General features: G+C 56.2%; 15 protein-coding genes. 5 read left to right on the forward strand and 10 right to left on the reverse strand.

Going from position 1 to position 13,774, the window contains the following annotated elements; translation table 11 throughout:
• Position 1 precedes the first annotated feature (1 nt).
• The 3 genes from trmL to pyrE form a co-directional block, all read right to left on the reverse strand.
• Positions 2-496: a tRNA (uridine(34)/cytosine(34)/5-carboxymethylaminomethyluridine(34)-2'-O)-methyltransferase TrmL gene (gene trmL / locus R84865_RS03820; RefSeq protein WP_435632895.1), complete on the reverse strand. Its 495-nt coding sequence runs from the start codon at positions 494-496 to the stop codon at positions 2-4.
• A gap of 162 nt (positions 497-658) precedes the next feature.
• Positions 659-1,219: a YfaZ family outer membrane protein gene (locus R84865_RS03825; RefSeq protein WP_435632837.1), complete on the reverse strand. Its 561-nt coding sequence runs from the start codon at positions 1,217-1,219 to the stop codon at positions 659-661.
• Positions 1,220-1,367: 148 nt separating this feature from the next.
• Positions 1,368-2,039 carry an orotate phosphoribosyltransferase gene (gene pyrE, locus R84865_RS03830; RefSeq protein WP_435638876.1) on the reverse strand — a complete coding sequence of 224 codons (672 nt, stop codon included), beginning with the start codon at positions 2,037-2,039 and terminating at the stop codon, positions 1,368-1,370.
• 91 nt (positions 2,040-2,130) lie between these two features.
• Between pyrE and R84865_RS03835 the strand changes: the two genes are divergently transcribed.
• Positions 2,131-2,892 (forward strand): exodeoxyribonuclease III, encoded by a 762-nt coding sequence (locus R84865_RS03835; protein ID WP_435637789.1) that lies wholly within the window; start codon positions 2,131-2,133, stop codon positions 2,890-2,892.
• 85 nt (positions 2,893-2,977) lie between these two features.
• Here R84865_RS03835 and hemG read toward each other — a convergent pair whose 3' ends face one another.
• Positions 2,978-3,526 (reverse strand): menaquinone-dependent protoporphyrinogen IX dehydrogenase, encoded by a 549-nt coding sequence (gene hemG / locus R84865_RS03840; RefSeq protein WP_435632840.1) that lies wholly within the window; start codon positions 3,524-3,526, stop codon positions 2,978-2,980.
• Positions 3,527-3,553: 27 nt separating this feature from the next.
• Positions 3,554-4,276: a ribonuclease PH gene (gene rph, locus R84865_RS03845; protein WP_435638877.1), complete on the reverse strand. Its 723-nt coding sequence runs from the start codon at positions 4,274-4,276 to the stop codon at positions 3,554-3,556.
• Between the two features lie 221 nt (positions 4,277-4,497).
• Between rph and R84865_RS03850 the strand changes: the two genes are divergently transcribed.
• Together R84865_RS03850 and R84865_RS03855 are read left to right on the forward strand one after the other, a co-directional pair.
• Positions 4,498-4,665 (forward strand): hypothetical protein, encoded by a 168-nt coding sequence (locus tag R84865_RS03850; RefSeq protein WP_435638878.1) that lies wholly within the window; start codon positions 4,498-4,500, stop codon positions 4,663-4,665.
• Complete coding sequence (locus R84865_RS03855) at positions 4,653-5,513, forward strand: YicC/YloC family endoribonuclease (protein ID WP_435637786.1); 861 nt, start codon at positions 4,653-4,655, stop codon at positions 5,511-5,513. The genes R84865_RS03850 and R84865_RS03855 overlap by 13 nt, the downstream gene beginning before the upstream one ends.
• Positions 5,514-5,558: 45 nt before the next feature.
• Here R84865_RS03855 and R84865_RS03860 read toward each other — a convergent pair whose 3' ends face one another.
• From R84865_RS03860 to R84865_RS03880, 5 genes are all read right to left on the reverse strand, one after another.
• Positions 5,559-6,797 carry an NAD(P)/FAD-dependent oxidoreductase gene (locus R84865_RS03860; protein WP_435638879.1) on the reverse strand — a complete coding sequence of 413 codons (1,239 nt, stop codon included), beginning with the start codon at positions 6,795-6,797 and terminating at the stop codon, positions 5,559-5,561.
• A 238-nt stretch (positions 6,798-7,035) separates the two neighbouring features.
• Positions 7,036-8,118 carry a fimbrial protein gene (locus tag R84865_RS03865; protein WP_435632848.1) on the reverse strand — a complete coding sequence of 361 codons (1,083 nt, stop codon included), beginning with the start codon at positions 8,116-8,118 and terminating at the stop codon, positions 7,036-7,038.
• Positions 8,111-10,726 (reverse strand): fimbria/pilus outer membrane usher protein, encoded by a 2,616-nt coding sequence (locus R84865_RS03870; protein WP_435638880.1) that lies wholly within the window; start codon positions 10,724-10,726, stop codon positions 8,111-8,113. The genes R84865_RS03865 and R84865_RS03870 overlap by 8 nt, the downstream gene beginning before the upstream one ends.
• A gap of 11 nt (positions 10,727-10,737) precedes the next feature.
• Positions 10,738-11,457 (reverse strand): fimbrial biogenesis chaperone, encoded by a 720-nt coding sequence (locus R84865_RS03875; RefSeq protein ID WP_435632850.1) that lies wholly within the window; start codon positions 11,455-11,457, stop codon positions 10,738-10,740.
• Positions 11,458-11,508: 51 nt separating this feature from the next.
• Entirely contained in the window at positions 11,509-12,033 is a 525-nt protein-coding gene (locus R84865_RS03880; protein ID WP_435632851.1) for a fimbrial protein, read from the reverse strand.
• A gap of 664 nt (positions 12,034-12,697) precedes the next feature.
• On the opposite strand from R84865_RS03880, the gene gmk reads away from it, so the two are divergent.
• Both gmk and rpoZ read left to right on the forward strand, forming a co-directional pair.
• Positions 12,698-13,342, forward strand: a complete 645-nt coding sequence (gene gmk / locus R84865_RS03885) for a guanylate kinase (protein ID WP_435632852.1) — start codon at positions 12,698-12,700, stop codon at positions 13,340-13,342.
• A gap of 125 nt (positions 13,343-13,467) precedes the next feature.
• The gene (rpoZ, locus tag R84865_RS03890; RefSeq protein ID WP_435632853.1) at positions 13,468-13,725 is read left to right on the forward strand and encodes a DNA-directed RNA polymerase subunit omega; all 258 of its coding nucleotides are present in this window, start codon (positions 13,468-13,470) and stop codon (positions 13,723-13,725) included.
• The last annotated feature ends 49 nt before the right edge of the window (positions 13,726-13,774 follow it).

Raw genomic sequence — 13,774 nt, forward strand, 5'->3', positions numbered from 1 at the left:
ATTACTCCGCCTCCAACGCCGCGTTGTCAGGTAGCCAAGCACCGTCGAAGCCCAGCTGTCGCCACGCCTCATAGACCATCACCGCACAAGCGTTCGAAAGATTAAGACTGCGGCTATTTTCGCGCATTGGAATTCTCAGCCGCTGCTCGGCAGGCAAGGACTCGATGATGGAAGCAGGCAGACCACGGCTTTCAGGGCCGAACATCAGCGCATCTCCGGCCTGATAGTCAGGCGCATGGTGATAGGTGCGGCCTTTGGTGGTAATGGCGAACACGCGTTTGGGCGCGACCTGCTGCATAAACGCCGCATAACTTGGGTGCACCTGCATATCGGCCCATTCATGGTAGTCAAGCCCGGCCCTGCGCAAGCGGCGATCATCCAATGCAAAGCCCAGCGGCTCGATCAGATGCAATCTGAACCCGGTGTTGGCACACAAACGAATAATGTTACCGGTATTGGGCGCGATTTCCGGTTCGAACAGCACGATATCAAGCATGAGCTTACTGGCCGCGAATGAAGTGAGAAGACAGCTCGACATGATACCTGATCGCCGGAGTTGGGTCAGGCGCCGCCCACCTGACAGGTATCCGATTCGAATATCAGCCCCAAACATAAACGGCGCCCGAAGGCGCCGTCTGAAGTGCAGCAGGGGCAGCCGTTAGAAGCCGACGCTTACACCAACCATGGGGCCGCTGAAGATTTCGTGATTACCTTCACCGCTGAATTTACTTTTCTGTACGCGGTAACCCACATAGCCGTAGGTACGGGCCATCAGCGTGACACGCGCTTGAGCCGAAGCGCCCCAACTGCTGGACAGGTTGCCGTGAGTCAGACCGTCAGGCGTGTAGCTACCCTCGGCACCCACTGACACCAGCGGAATAGGCGTCTTGGTGAATCCGGCAACCACCAGACCTACACCGCCACCGCCGCCGTAATCGGTGTCCTGATATTGGTAACGCACTCCGGCGCTAACGTCAGCAATCGGCGTCCACCACGGGTGAACCATCAGACCTGCGGAATAAAGATTCGCGTCAGAATCGTGGTAATCGGAATGCTGATAACCAAACTCAGAGCTAATCATCGGTGCCAGGTTCTGAGTGGCGCTAATCCCTTGGGTGTCCTTGCCGCCGTTAGCGGCCACGCTAAAGGCTGAAGCCTGATGCGCACCGAACAGCAAACCCGCTGACGCCAATGCGATGGTAGTAATACGTGTGAACATTGTGTTGCTCTTTATGCAAAACGGGAGGCGCAGCTATCGACCACGCTCGAAAAATTGAGGCCGCGGATGGCTAAGCCTCATCGGAAACAGTGTTTTGTTAAACGAATACTAAGCGCTTCGCGGGCATTGGCTCAAGGACAAATCGACCTTAAACGCCGTAGCGATCGCGGTAAGCGCGGATATCAGGCGCGTACTGGTCGAGGTCCGAATGACTCGCGGTTTCGAGGAAATCGAGAATGCTGTCGAGGCCAATAATCGGTATGACCGGGATGCCAAATTCGTCTTCTACCGCCTGAATAGCGCTGAAAGAGTGCTCGTCTCCCGCCCGCTCCTGACGGTCAAGGGCAACCACGACACCTGCGGGTGTTGCCCCCTGGGCGCGAATTAGCTCAATTGATTCGCGAATTGCCGTACCAGCCGTAATAACATCGTCTATGATCAAGACACGGCCTTGAAGCGCGGCACCTACAATCGAGCCCCCTTCGCCGTGATCTTTCGCTTCCTTGCGATTAAACGCATACGAAACGCTATGGTCAAAATGATCGGACAACGCCACCGCTGTGGCCGCAGCAAGAGGAATACCTTTGTAGGCGGGACCAAACAATACATCAAATTCTGGCGCTGAACGTTCTATTGACTCAGCGTACGACCGCCCCAACGTAGCAAGCGCTTTACCGCTCTGGAACTGCCCCGCGTTGAAGAAATACGGACTCACTCGGCCCGATTTCAACGTGAAGCTACCAAACGAGAGAACGCGCTCGGCAATCGCAAACTCGATGAAGTGACGTTGGTAATCGTACATGGCGGGTGTCCCTGACATGCGCCGAACTTAAGCGAGTAAGTAGAGACGCTGTTAACTAAAAAGTAGAAATCTCGGGTATCATACACGCGCGGAAATTAAGGGACCATGTATGAAGATAGCCACCATCAACGTCAATGGCATCAAGAACGCGGTAGAACGCGGTTTCCTGGACTGGCTGCGTCAGCAGGACGCCGATGTCGTTTGCGTGCAGAACCTCAAGGTTAAAAGCTTCGAATTGAGCGATGACATCCTCTATCCGGAAGGATTCGAAGGCTATTTCCTCGATGCCGAGCAGGACGGCATGTCGGGCGTTGGCATTTACTGCCGCCATATCCCCAAGGCCATCATGTACGGGCTGGGGTTTGAGCAGTGCGACCACGAAGGACGTTTTTTGCAAGCTGACTACGATAAATTCAGCGTTGCTTCCTTTCTGATGCCAGAAGATCCTGAAGCGAAGCTAAAGTTCATTACGCATTACAGCGACTACCTGAACAAGCTGCGACGAAAGCGCCGTGAGTACATCATCTGCGGTACCTGGCAAATTGCTCACAAGACCATTGATGTTCGTCACTGGGCTGAGTATCAAATTGCGCCCGGCTTTCGCGCAGAGGAACGCGCCTTTATGGATCAGGTATTCGGTCCGCTAGGGTTCATCGATACCTTCCGCGAAATCGATCGCGAGGCCGAGCGTTACACTTGGTGGCCGCGACTCGATCAAGAAGTGCCGCGTAACCGACAGGACGGCTGGCGACTCGATTATCAGGTGGTAGGCCCTAACCTGCAGCGCAACATCGTTAATGCCTGGATCGACACTGACGCCACCTTCTCCGAGCATGCACCGCTGATTGTCGAATACGATATCGAGATCTAGCCAACTCGCTTACTTCCCCTCCGCGCAAAACCACTCGCCACGCTGCTTACGCTCGACACCGGGCACACAGCGCAGCGAGTGTTTTTTATTGGCGGGAAATCTGTTCGCCCCATTCGCGACCAAATGCCGCTACACGCTCCCAGTCGGTGTAGTCGATCTCCTTGGAAGGATCGGTTTCTCCGCCGGTCATTTTCATGATCAGTTGAATCATCAGACGATCAAACAAGCGATAGCGCGGATAACGCAACGCCCCTGCGACCACTTCACAATGCCCCGGCTGCCAAGGGGTCGCTTCGAGGAACTTGTGCGTGTAGGCATTGGTCGTCGGCGAGCGCTTTTCTTCCTTGCGCGCCGTCAGATTGACCGCGACGAAAGCAGATACCTTGCGGTTCAGCTGCTCTGCATAGGTGGATGCGTAACGTGCAACCGACGGCTTGAACTTGCCGTAGCGAATCGATGCACCGATCAGCACCGCCGCATAGTGTTCAGGAGAAGGCGGCTCGCCGCTATTGATATCGACAACATCGGCATCGATGCCCTTCGAAGCAAGCGACTCGGCAATGACCTCGACAATACGCTGAGTATGGCCATCGGTGGTGCTGTACAACAACAGCGCTTTAGCTGGCGACGTCATGCAATCCCTCCCTACCAGTAACAACTATCAAATCAGGCCCAGCGCTTTGCGCTGCTGCTCGAATAGCGTAGCGCCTGCGCCTTCAGCCAGATCTAGCATGGCGTTCAGTTCAGTGCGGGAAAACGGTGCCTTCTCGGCCGTTCCCTGAACTTCGATAAGGCCGCCTTCGTCGGTCATCACCACGTTGAGATCGGTATCCGCGTTGGAGTCCTCGGCATAATCGAGATCAACCACTGGCGTGCCCTTGTATACGCCCACCGATACCGACGACACCAGCCAACGCAGCGGGTCAGATTTGATCTTCTTGTTACGCTGGAGGTAATGCAGCGCATCGACCAGAGCCACGCAGCCGCCGGTAATGGCAGCAGTACGAGTACCACCATCGGCCTGGATAACGTCGCAATCGATGGTGATGGTGAACTCGCCCAGCTTCTTGAGATCAACCGCTGCGCGCAGCGAACGACCAATCAAGCGCTGAATTTCCACCGTACGACCGCTCTGCTTGCCCCGTGCGGCCTCGCGTCCACCGCGAGTGTTGGTGGCACGCGGCAGCATGCCGTATTCGGCGGTAATCCAGCCTTGCCCTTTGCCCCGCAGCCAGCGCGGCACGCCTTCTTCGACACTGGCGTTGCACAGTACCTTGGTATTGCCGAACTCAACCAGCACGGAACCTTCAGCATGCATGGTGTATTCGCGGGTGATACGCACTTCGCGAGGCGCATTCGCCTCTCTTCCACTGGGACGCAGCATAGAAACTCTTGACTCATTGGATAGGGAAACCGGCGTCGGCGCCGGAGGATGGCCCTATTCTAACCTGAATGGCGAGATGGGCCGAATCGACTTTCAATACTCCTCAGTGCTCGCCTGCTGGTGCACGATCGCCATAGAGTGATCGCCTTTTGCGGGAAAAGCGATTGCCCGCATGTTTCGGCGCTTTTAGGTACCATAAGAAATCGTGTGGAGCGGGCTTTATGAAGCACTCGCTTACCTCAGCCAAGCTCGAACGGCATGGCCGCCATCGAACAGCGCCTGCCAGCGACGCCATGCGTCATCCTTGGGCGACGCCAACCACCGGCGTCGCCGCACTTGATAACCAATATCCATCAGCCGCAGGGGAGATCAATAAATGCGCAGCATGACCGGCTTTTCTCGCGAAGATGCCAGCGCCGACTGGGGCCGCCTCGAACTGGAGCTGCGCACCGTCAATCAGCGCCATCTCGATCTGAATTTCCAGCTCGCGGCACCGCTGCGTTCGCTCGAGCCCGCTTTCCGTGAACAGCTGCGCGGCCGCATTCAGCGTGGCAAGGTGGATATCACGCTGCGCTATTTTCCCGAGCAGCAAGAAGGCGCCTTGCGCCTGGACAGCGATCGGCTTGAGCATTTGCAGCGAGCTATGGAAGAAGTTGAGCAGCGCATTGTTGGCATTGCACAGCCCACCACACTGGATGTGCTGCAATGGCCGGGCGTTATTGCTTCCAGCGCCGCTAATGCGCAAGCGCTAGAAGAAGGCGCTGTAGCACTGTTCCAACAAGGGCTTGAAGCACTCGAACAGGCCCGCGAGCGCGAAGGCGCACGCTTGGCAGATATCATCCGGGAACGCCTCGGCGCTATCGAGCAGGAAGTCGCGGCCATTCGAGCATTGCTGCCTTCAATTATCGAACGCCAACGCCAGCTATTGGTAGAGCGAGCCAACGCCGCATCACTGGACCTCGATGAACATCGGCTGGGCGCAGAGGTAGCCATGCTGGTACAGCGCGCCGACGTCGCCGAAGAGCTCGACCGCCTAACCAGCCACGTTAGCGAAATTCGTCACCAGCTTGGCAGCCAGCAACCCGTAGGGCGTCGTCTCGATTTTCTAGTGCAGGAACTGAACCGCGAAGCCAACACCCTCGCCTCGAAATCAGTGGTCAAGGAAACCACCCACCGCGCCGTCGAGCTGAAGGTGCTGATCGAGCAGATCAGAGAGCAAGTGCAGAATGTGGAGTGAGGTGGAATATCAGTGCACACCGCTTCCGGCACGCGCGTATTGCCATCACCCAAACCTTGCCGGGCTGAAGTGAGGGGCCCAATCGGGAGATTTGCCATCGACCATTAGCTCCATCAGCAGCTGCGCGGCGGCGGGGCCGCCGGTAAAGCCTTGGTGGGCGTGACCGAAGTGAAACCACAGTCCTTTGTGACGCGGTGCGGCGCCAATTACTGGCAGCATATCGGGCAAGCAAGGACGATGGCCGATCCAGGGGGAGCTTTCGACGCGTTCCCCCAGTTCGAAGAATTCGCGTGCGGCCTGCTCGGCGCGGGAGATTTGGCGCAGATCGGCGGGCGCGTCGAATTGCGTAATCTCTGCTCCCGTGCATACCCGCAACCCTTGATTCATGGGCGACATAAAGGTGGCGTTGTCGACATCGAGCATCGCGTTGTTCGGGCCGCTTGATGATGTGAAGTGGCGGTGATAACCGCGCTTTCTCAGCAACGGAATGCGGTAGCCAAAACGCTCTGTCAGCTCGCTTGACCAAGGCCCCAGCGCTACCACAACGCGTTCGGCCTCAACGCGCCCCTGCTCGGTCATCACTGACCAGCCACCGTCTTCGGTAGCGGCAAGACTCATGGCATCGCCATAGGCCATGCCGCCGCCGCGCTGTTTGAATAGCTCGCCGTAGGCACTAGTAAGCGCGCCTGGGCTTTGGCAGGTCCATACATTGCTGAACCATAATCCGCCCGCCAGCGACACGTTGAGCGCCGGCTCCTTCTCGTGTACCTGAGCATCGCTAAGCTCAACAACCGGCACGTCCCAACCTTGCTTGAGGCGCTCGGCCGTTTTCATGTGACTTTCCAAGGTACTGGCTTGGCGGAAAGCGGCGATGTAGCCACTGCGGCGGATCAGATGTTCTGCGTCGGCAGCTTTAGCGAGTGGCGCATGGTGCTTTTCGGCCTTCGCAGTGAAGCGCGCATACCACTGACTGATGGCAGCGTGTCGAGCTGGCGCGGAGTTCTTCCAATAGCCCCATAACGCATGGCGATTCTCGATCACCGCCCGGGGGTGCCAGTTGATCATGTTGTGCTGCTTGGTAGCGGCTTTTAGCAGGAACCCCACGGAACGCGGAAATGCAGTGGGCTCGCAGGCTTCCGTTTGGATGGCGCCCGCATTGCCATAACTGGTTTCGCGGCCAATCCCCTTACGGTCTACCAGCAGCACATCGTCACCGCGCTGCTGCAGTGCCAGAGCGGTTGATACACCTACCATGCCTGCCCCAAGCACTATCGAAGTCGCCATGCCTGCCATGCCTCTTATTGTGATTAATGATTACCTAATGCCGAAACGCTGCGCCATCCGATGATCATTGCACCGACCAATGAACGACTGCAACCGCTCGAGACAACCGGTCGCCATCGGACACCGGCTGCCCTCAGCGTGTGACACGCTTTTCCCCCTGCCCATCAGCGAGATGCCGAGCGCTAAAAGAATCGAAGGTGAAGAGGAACATCCACGGGATGTGCGCATTGTTGGATCATCACTGGTAAGTGACATCTATTGTCGCCGTCGCATTAAAGCGCCCCGGCCTGGGTTTATCGGAAAGCCATTTCAGGCCCGCACGAAACGGAGTGCGCATCGTTGAGCCGTCGATCGTGCCCAGCGTAACAGGCTGATTCATCAGGATGGGCGTCGCTGAATCTCCCGGGGTTATAACGATGCCGAAACCACTATCGCTGGTAGGCATGATAACGCTTTCGTCAATGACCGGATTACCGCTTGAGAAGCTTGCCACCAGCGCTTTGCCGGCACATTGCCGGCCGGTTTCCTCGGACTCGAGTGATGTATTCACGGTAAACCCGACAACTTTCTCCACCTGACCTACCTGTGGGTCACGCGGAATCGCCAGCCTTCCAAAGTCGACGGTATTGCCACGATTGGCCTCCACATAAACTCGCGGATTACAGGTAGTAAAGCGAATATTGTTTAGCCCCCCGAGAAATTCAGAGAAATTGGCATTAGGCTCCATGTTAATTCCCAGCGGGCCATCGATCTGGAACACATCATACGTGCCAGAGGATGGCAAACGCCCGCTGGGGGGTGGCGGGTTACCTGTGGCGTTTATCGAAATGCTATAGGTAAGGGTAAAGGTTTGCGGTTTAGCGCAACGCTTCTCACGCTTGAACACAAGCAGGAACGACTCCTCTTGGGTTGGGCCGATGCAGTACGAGGTTGAGGTGGGACGCCTAGTACCCCTGGCGACCCAATCTTCCCGTCGAGTAAGAGGGTCGTAATCCATCCCCTGAGCATGCACCACCACTTCGATGGAATTGGGCAGCGTTTTCAGCTCACCGCGGGGATCCCAGTACATAAAGGCGTCCTCGGGATCACCACGCTCTTCAGTGTCATAGCACGTCAACGTGGCCGAATACTCTGGAGAGCGCCACAGTTCCGTGCCAGGCGCTACATTGACGGGAACGACAATCTCGCGATCGATCATGGTGGTATGCCGTGTATTACCGCCATAGCCCCCCTCATAGCACTGCATTGCCCAACCCGATGCCGACCACAGTGACACCATCAGCATTAACCACCATCGAGCGACTGCAACGAATTTATTCATGTCTTATCTCACTATCGGCCTGACATTGAACAGCCAGACGGTCGTATCCCAATGACGACTCACTGTCCGGCGATAGCCCGACAACCCGCAGCTCACACTGCTGATGGTTGGCCTCACCCCAGCGCACCGTTAACCGTTGCCCTTCTTCGATACCTGTCACAAACGCCTGCCCATCAGGGCCGACAATGCCTTGCTCGCGACCATCCATCGCATATACAGCCGCACCCAACGGCAACGGAGTACCGTCAGCAAGATGCCCATCGATCAACACGCTGCGCCCTGCATGGGTGTCGAAGTAGGCGCGGACAACGGCTCCGCGGGTTGGCACCACCTCAGTTGACGTGTTGGTCACTTCGAGATTGGCGCCGATATCCTCGGCTTTCAGCGCCACGCGACTGCGTCGGTAAGGTGCACTACCGCTAACCAGCGCATATCCGCTGCGGTTTACCGTGATGCCTTGCTGATTCTCAATGCCCACACCCTGCGCCTCTTTCGCATCCACTAGCACCATGGTGGTTTGCAAGGCTTGCCCAAGCGTTACGCCGCCACTATGAACAACCGCCCCGCCCGACACACCAAGCGACGTTTGGCGATAGTGATTGCCATACGTGTAGCCCGCGTTGGCGCTTCCCACAGCCCCCTGATAGCTGCCGCTAACGGCAGCACTATTACCGCCGCCGCCGTTATGACCGGCACTAGCGTTATAGCTGAGTCGGTTGTCAGAAAGCGCTGAGCCGCTTAAGCCCGACTGAATCGAGTTGCCACTGATATTGGAGTGACTGGCATAAGCGTTCGCATACATGGGCGAACTGCTGGACGAACCAAGCGGCAGCGAGATGCTCATTCCAATCGTGCGCTCGCTCGAGGTGAAGCGACCGGTCGAATATTGGTAATACAGGCTGTAGTTATATGCGGCAGCGCGACCGTTATATCCCACCTGCCACGAACGCTGGCTGTGTCCACCGTGCCAGTAGCTTTGGGCATTCCAATTGGCATACAGCTGATCGCTGTTCCACACCTGCTGGGTAAGCGACATCTGCCACTGCGAGCGCTTGTTATAGAAACTACCGCTTTGGGCGTAGCGGCGCCGTTGGTCGGACCAATCGGGTACGCCAATCAATCCCTGGGCCTGATTGTCATCGTATTCGTACTGATAGTGCCCCTGCTGCCACTGCGCGCGCTCAGCCGCCGCATCGGCAAAATCGTAATAGCGCGATGTCGAGTACCGATAGCCCAGCAAGCGGAACTCGGATCCCCAGCTATTAAGAGACTTCGAATATAGAAACCGTGAGCTGATACCTGACGCCTGATCTCCGGCGGCGATATCGGTTATAGCCCCCGTCACATCGAGCGACACAGCGCCCCATTGCCCCAAACCTTTTCCTATGCCAACGCTGGCAGCGCGATAGTGCTCCGCGATCAGCAGCCCCGCGTAGGGCGTTGTATCGTTGGAAAGTCCACGGCTGGCGGTAAGCTGCAGGAACGAGGGATGATAATCATCGAGCGACCCGCCATTACGAAATTCCCCGGCCGTTAGTTGATAGCGCCAAATTCCATCGCGCAGCATGTTGGGCACCGCCGAGTACGCCTGCGTAAAGCTGTGTACTGAGCCGTCAGCTTCGATCACGTTAACCAGCAGATCACCGCTCAGGCTGCTAGGCGATAGATCGTTGATTTCGAACGGGCCGGGCGCCACATTGATGGAATAAATCACCAGGTTATTTTGCGTAACTTCTACTCTCGCGTTAGTAGACGCCACGCCGCGAATCACCGGCGAATATTGCTGCATGCTAAATGCCAACTGCTCGTCATCACTGGATAGCTGCACACCGCGAAAGCGAATACTGTCGAACACATCATTGCGACTGTAGGCGTCGCCCAGCTGCAGCCTTGACCGCCAACCGATCACGTCACGCTCAAGACTGTTGCCCAATGTCTGCCAGTGCGATCCATTGCCGGTATAGCGTCTTGCAACAGCACGATTGCGATAACGCCATGCGCCCAGGTTAAAACCACTGTTCAGCCCCAAATAGTAGTAATCCTGATGCGGCAGGCCGTCGTATTCATTACGCGTTGCCGTGAGGCTGTAATCGAGTACGCCTGCCGTTACGCCTTCGTCCCACAACCAGTGGGGTACAGCACCACGAGGCAAACGGTCCAGGTGGATCTGCGGTACTGATAAATCCACGCGCTGCTGCGTTACGTCGAAAGAGGTACGTGCATCGGGCAACAGGGTTTCCAATGCCGCGCATTCCGGCTCCTGCGGCGTTTCATTTGGAAGGCGAATGCCCAGCTCACGCAGCCGCGATGGCGTCAAACAGGGAACGACTTCCTCAGCGGCATTGCGGACGAACGTAATTCCTGCGCGCTCGACTTCTTCACCATTCAGATAAAGGCTGAAGGGATAGGTGCCGGGCAAGATATCGTCGCCGTGCTGCACTGCCTCGAGGGCTGATTGTCCGGAGCCCGCGCGCAAAAAGGAGGCGTTGAATTTTTCTTCGGCCTGCACTGGCAACGACGGAAATATGGCGCTCCCCCCCAACAAGCCGAGCGCAAGCCAGCGTGCACGCGACCTGAGGTCAGTGCGCGCAATACTCGATTGCTTCATTGGAGACGATCCTAAAGAGGAGCGGCTAACACCCCGTCAAGATGGGAATAGCCGCCATAATCATTGACGTAATCGACACCAAAGGGATGTGCAAAATCGCTATCGACAACACCACCCTCGAGCACCTTGACCGTGGCGCCAGGTGCGACCATATCGTTGCTCAGCGCGCTTACCGTCGCGCCGTGTCCCGGCTTCAGGGCAGCGAACGTGATATGCAATGCTGAGGGGTTATGCACAACGAGTGCATGCCCCTGGCGATGCCATTCGAGCGAGTGCGCCGCCTTGTCGAGATCAGTCGCGATACCGGCAGGGCGATAAAAAAGCTTGATACGCGAGCGAATCGCGATTTGAAGTACATTTTCCTGATCAGACGCTGGCGGGATTTCCTGCACATTGATCCACAGCAGCGACTCTTTATCGCTGGGCAGCCCGCTGCCCGAATAAATGAAGCGGAGCGAAGACGAGCGCCCCGGTGTTAACTTCATTAACGGCGGCGTTACCACGATCGGCAATTGCTTCGGCATTTGCGTTTGATCGCCGGTGTCGAGCCAGCTTTGCACCATGTAGGGACGGGTTGCGTCGTTCTTGAGGCCCAGCGTAGCGGCCTTCATGCTGCCGTCGTACACCACGCGAGTAGCTTGTAACTGAATAGCGCCGTAAGCGGCACCGGTGATTGCCCATCCCGCAATGAGTGCCAGCCCAATGGCGATACAATGTTTGATATAACGCATGAATATGCCCCCGTAACTGGAATGCCGGAGCCGCAGCTCCGGCAGCGGCGCTTATCGATACTCGATAGCGAATGTCGCATCGGCGTCAGCACGACCAGCGCTAACTTCATCCTGATAGGACTTGTAGCGCGCCTTAACATCGACAGAGGCGTTACCGTTTTCATCGACCTGCACCAGCGCGGGGTCGCTGATTTCCTGAGCGATCGGGAATACCGAGTTACTCAAATCGAGCAGCTCAATGCCCACGCCTTCTGCACCACCTGATTTGAGCGCAAGAAGATCAGGGCGACCTGCTGGGCTGCTGCCATCAAAGCGGATGGTGTAGCTGCCTTCGTCACAGTTTGAGAGATTGATCTTGAACGCCTTGAAGGCGCTCACTGAGCCCGTTTTTGAGAACTGGCTAGTGGGCCAGCGCCCCATATCGACGGTTTGATCCCGAGAGTCAGTGGAAACGTTACACGCCGATTCCACCAGTTCACCGGTGAAATGGACGATGCCGGCCGCAGCCATGGCCTGGGGGGCAGCAACAAGTGCGCCCAACAGCACTGCCACACTAGAGAGTGTAAATTTTTTCATGAGCTTACCCTGCAAATAATCAATATTTAATGACGCCATTACTAACGAATTACGCGCACGAAGTTCTAACGCGTGAGCGCTATTTGCGAATGGACGGGTTTGGTCATGCCGCTGTTTCTGCTACGCGTATCAGATTCGCCAAGAATAATGCGCGGTTAATAATTAATAAGCAGAAGCATCTATTGGTCGATCGTGACGCTATCGAGCATTCATTCAAATAAAAACAATGGCAGGACAGATATGAAACTTCCCATGTGATGGGGGAGCCCAATACCGAATGGGGCGCGCCATATTGGGAAGCGGCGCGGAGTATACTGCCCCGTCTGCGGGGCAACTATAGCCTGAGAGGAAAGTATATATTTCCTTGCAAGAAAGAATTTTAGCGTGATAGATAACATCGATTAAACATCACAGGGTATTGAGGAAAAGTGGTTAAACTATGCAAGAACCTTTCAATACTCTTAAACGTTTAATATGAAATAAGGCGGAATCGTTATCAATACGTAACGCTGCATAATCGTCGTTTTTTAAATCTTCAGAATAAATTAATCAAATAAGCTCTCTTTTGCTACTTTTTTGCTTGCCGCGCCTGCGCGAAACAGCCAAAGACACCCGTCGCGTACTTATGCGATACTTGCCGCTTGCTAATCCAAGGGTTGGAGTCATGACCTCACCAGTTGATCGCGGCACACTTTTTATCGTTTCAGCGCCCTCCGGTGCTGGCAAAACCAGTCTTATCAAAGCGCTGCTTGAACGCGTCGAGGGAATTGGCGTGTCCGTTTCCCACACCACCCGCGCGATGCGCCCGGGTGAGCAGCATGGCGTTAACTACTATTTTGTTGACCACGATGAATTCAACGCGATGGTGGGCGAACAAGCCTTCTTCGAGCACGCCCAGGTATTCGACAACCTGTACGGCACGTCCAAAGCAGAAGTAGAGCGTCGGCTGGCGCTAGGCGAAGACGTCATCCTTGAAATCGATTGGCAGGGGGCACAGCAGGTGCGAGCGCTTGAGCCCGATGCTCGCTCTATCTTCATTCTGCCGCCCAGCCGCACCGCATTGGCCGAGCGCCTTAGCCGTCGCGGACAAGATTCCGACGACATTATTGCCGGCCGCATGCGCGAAGCCGTTAGCGAGATGTCGCACTACGACGAGTACGATTACGTGATCGTTAATGGAGAGTTTGACGATGCCCTTGATCAGTTGGCGGCGATCATCAGCGCCGAGCGTAGTGTGTTAGCACGAGCGCAGGCGCGCTATCAGGATACGCTGGCAGCACTCTTGCCAGCAGCAAGCGAGGCGGAGTAAACTCCTTGCCCTTTTTCTTCCAGCGAAGAATCGCTTAAAGTAGGGGCAATCAAGGCCGCAGGCTTCATTCGGCCAAACGCTGGCCCTGCTGCTTTTATCTATTCACACCACAACAGGTGATAATTATGGCGCGCGTTACCGTCGAAGACTGCCTCGAAAATGTCGATAATCGCTTTCAGCTGGTGTTGATCGCGAGCCGTCGCTCACGCCAACTGGCCCGCGGCTCTCGCACTCCCGAGCTCGCGTGGGAAAACGACAAGTCCACCGTTATGGCACTGCGCGAAATCGCGGCGGGTCAGGTAGACAAGTCGATTCTGGATGAGCCCGTGGAAGCACCCGCACCGCGCATTCGCCCAGAGCCACAGCCCGAATTTGATGTGTGATCAATTAATCGACTCACTCTACAGCGCTTGGGGGTTTTCGCTCGAGCGC

Origin of the sequence: Carnimonas bestiolae, assembly GCF_051251145.1 — a bacterium.
In the GTDB taxonomy this organism is placed as follows: Bacteria; Pseudomonadota; Gammaproteobacteria; order Pseudomonadales; family Halomonadaceae; genus Carnimonas; species Carnimonas bestiolae.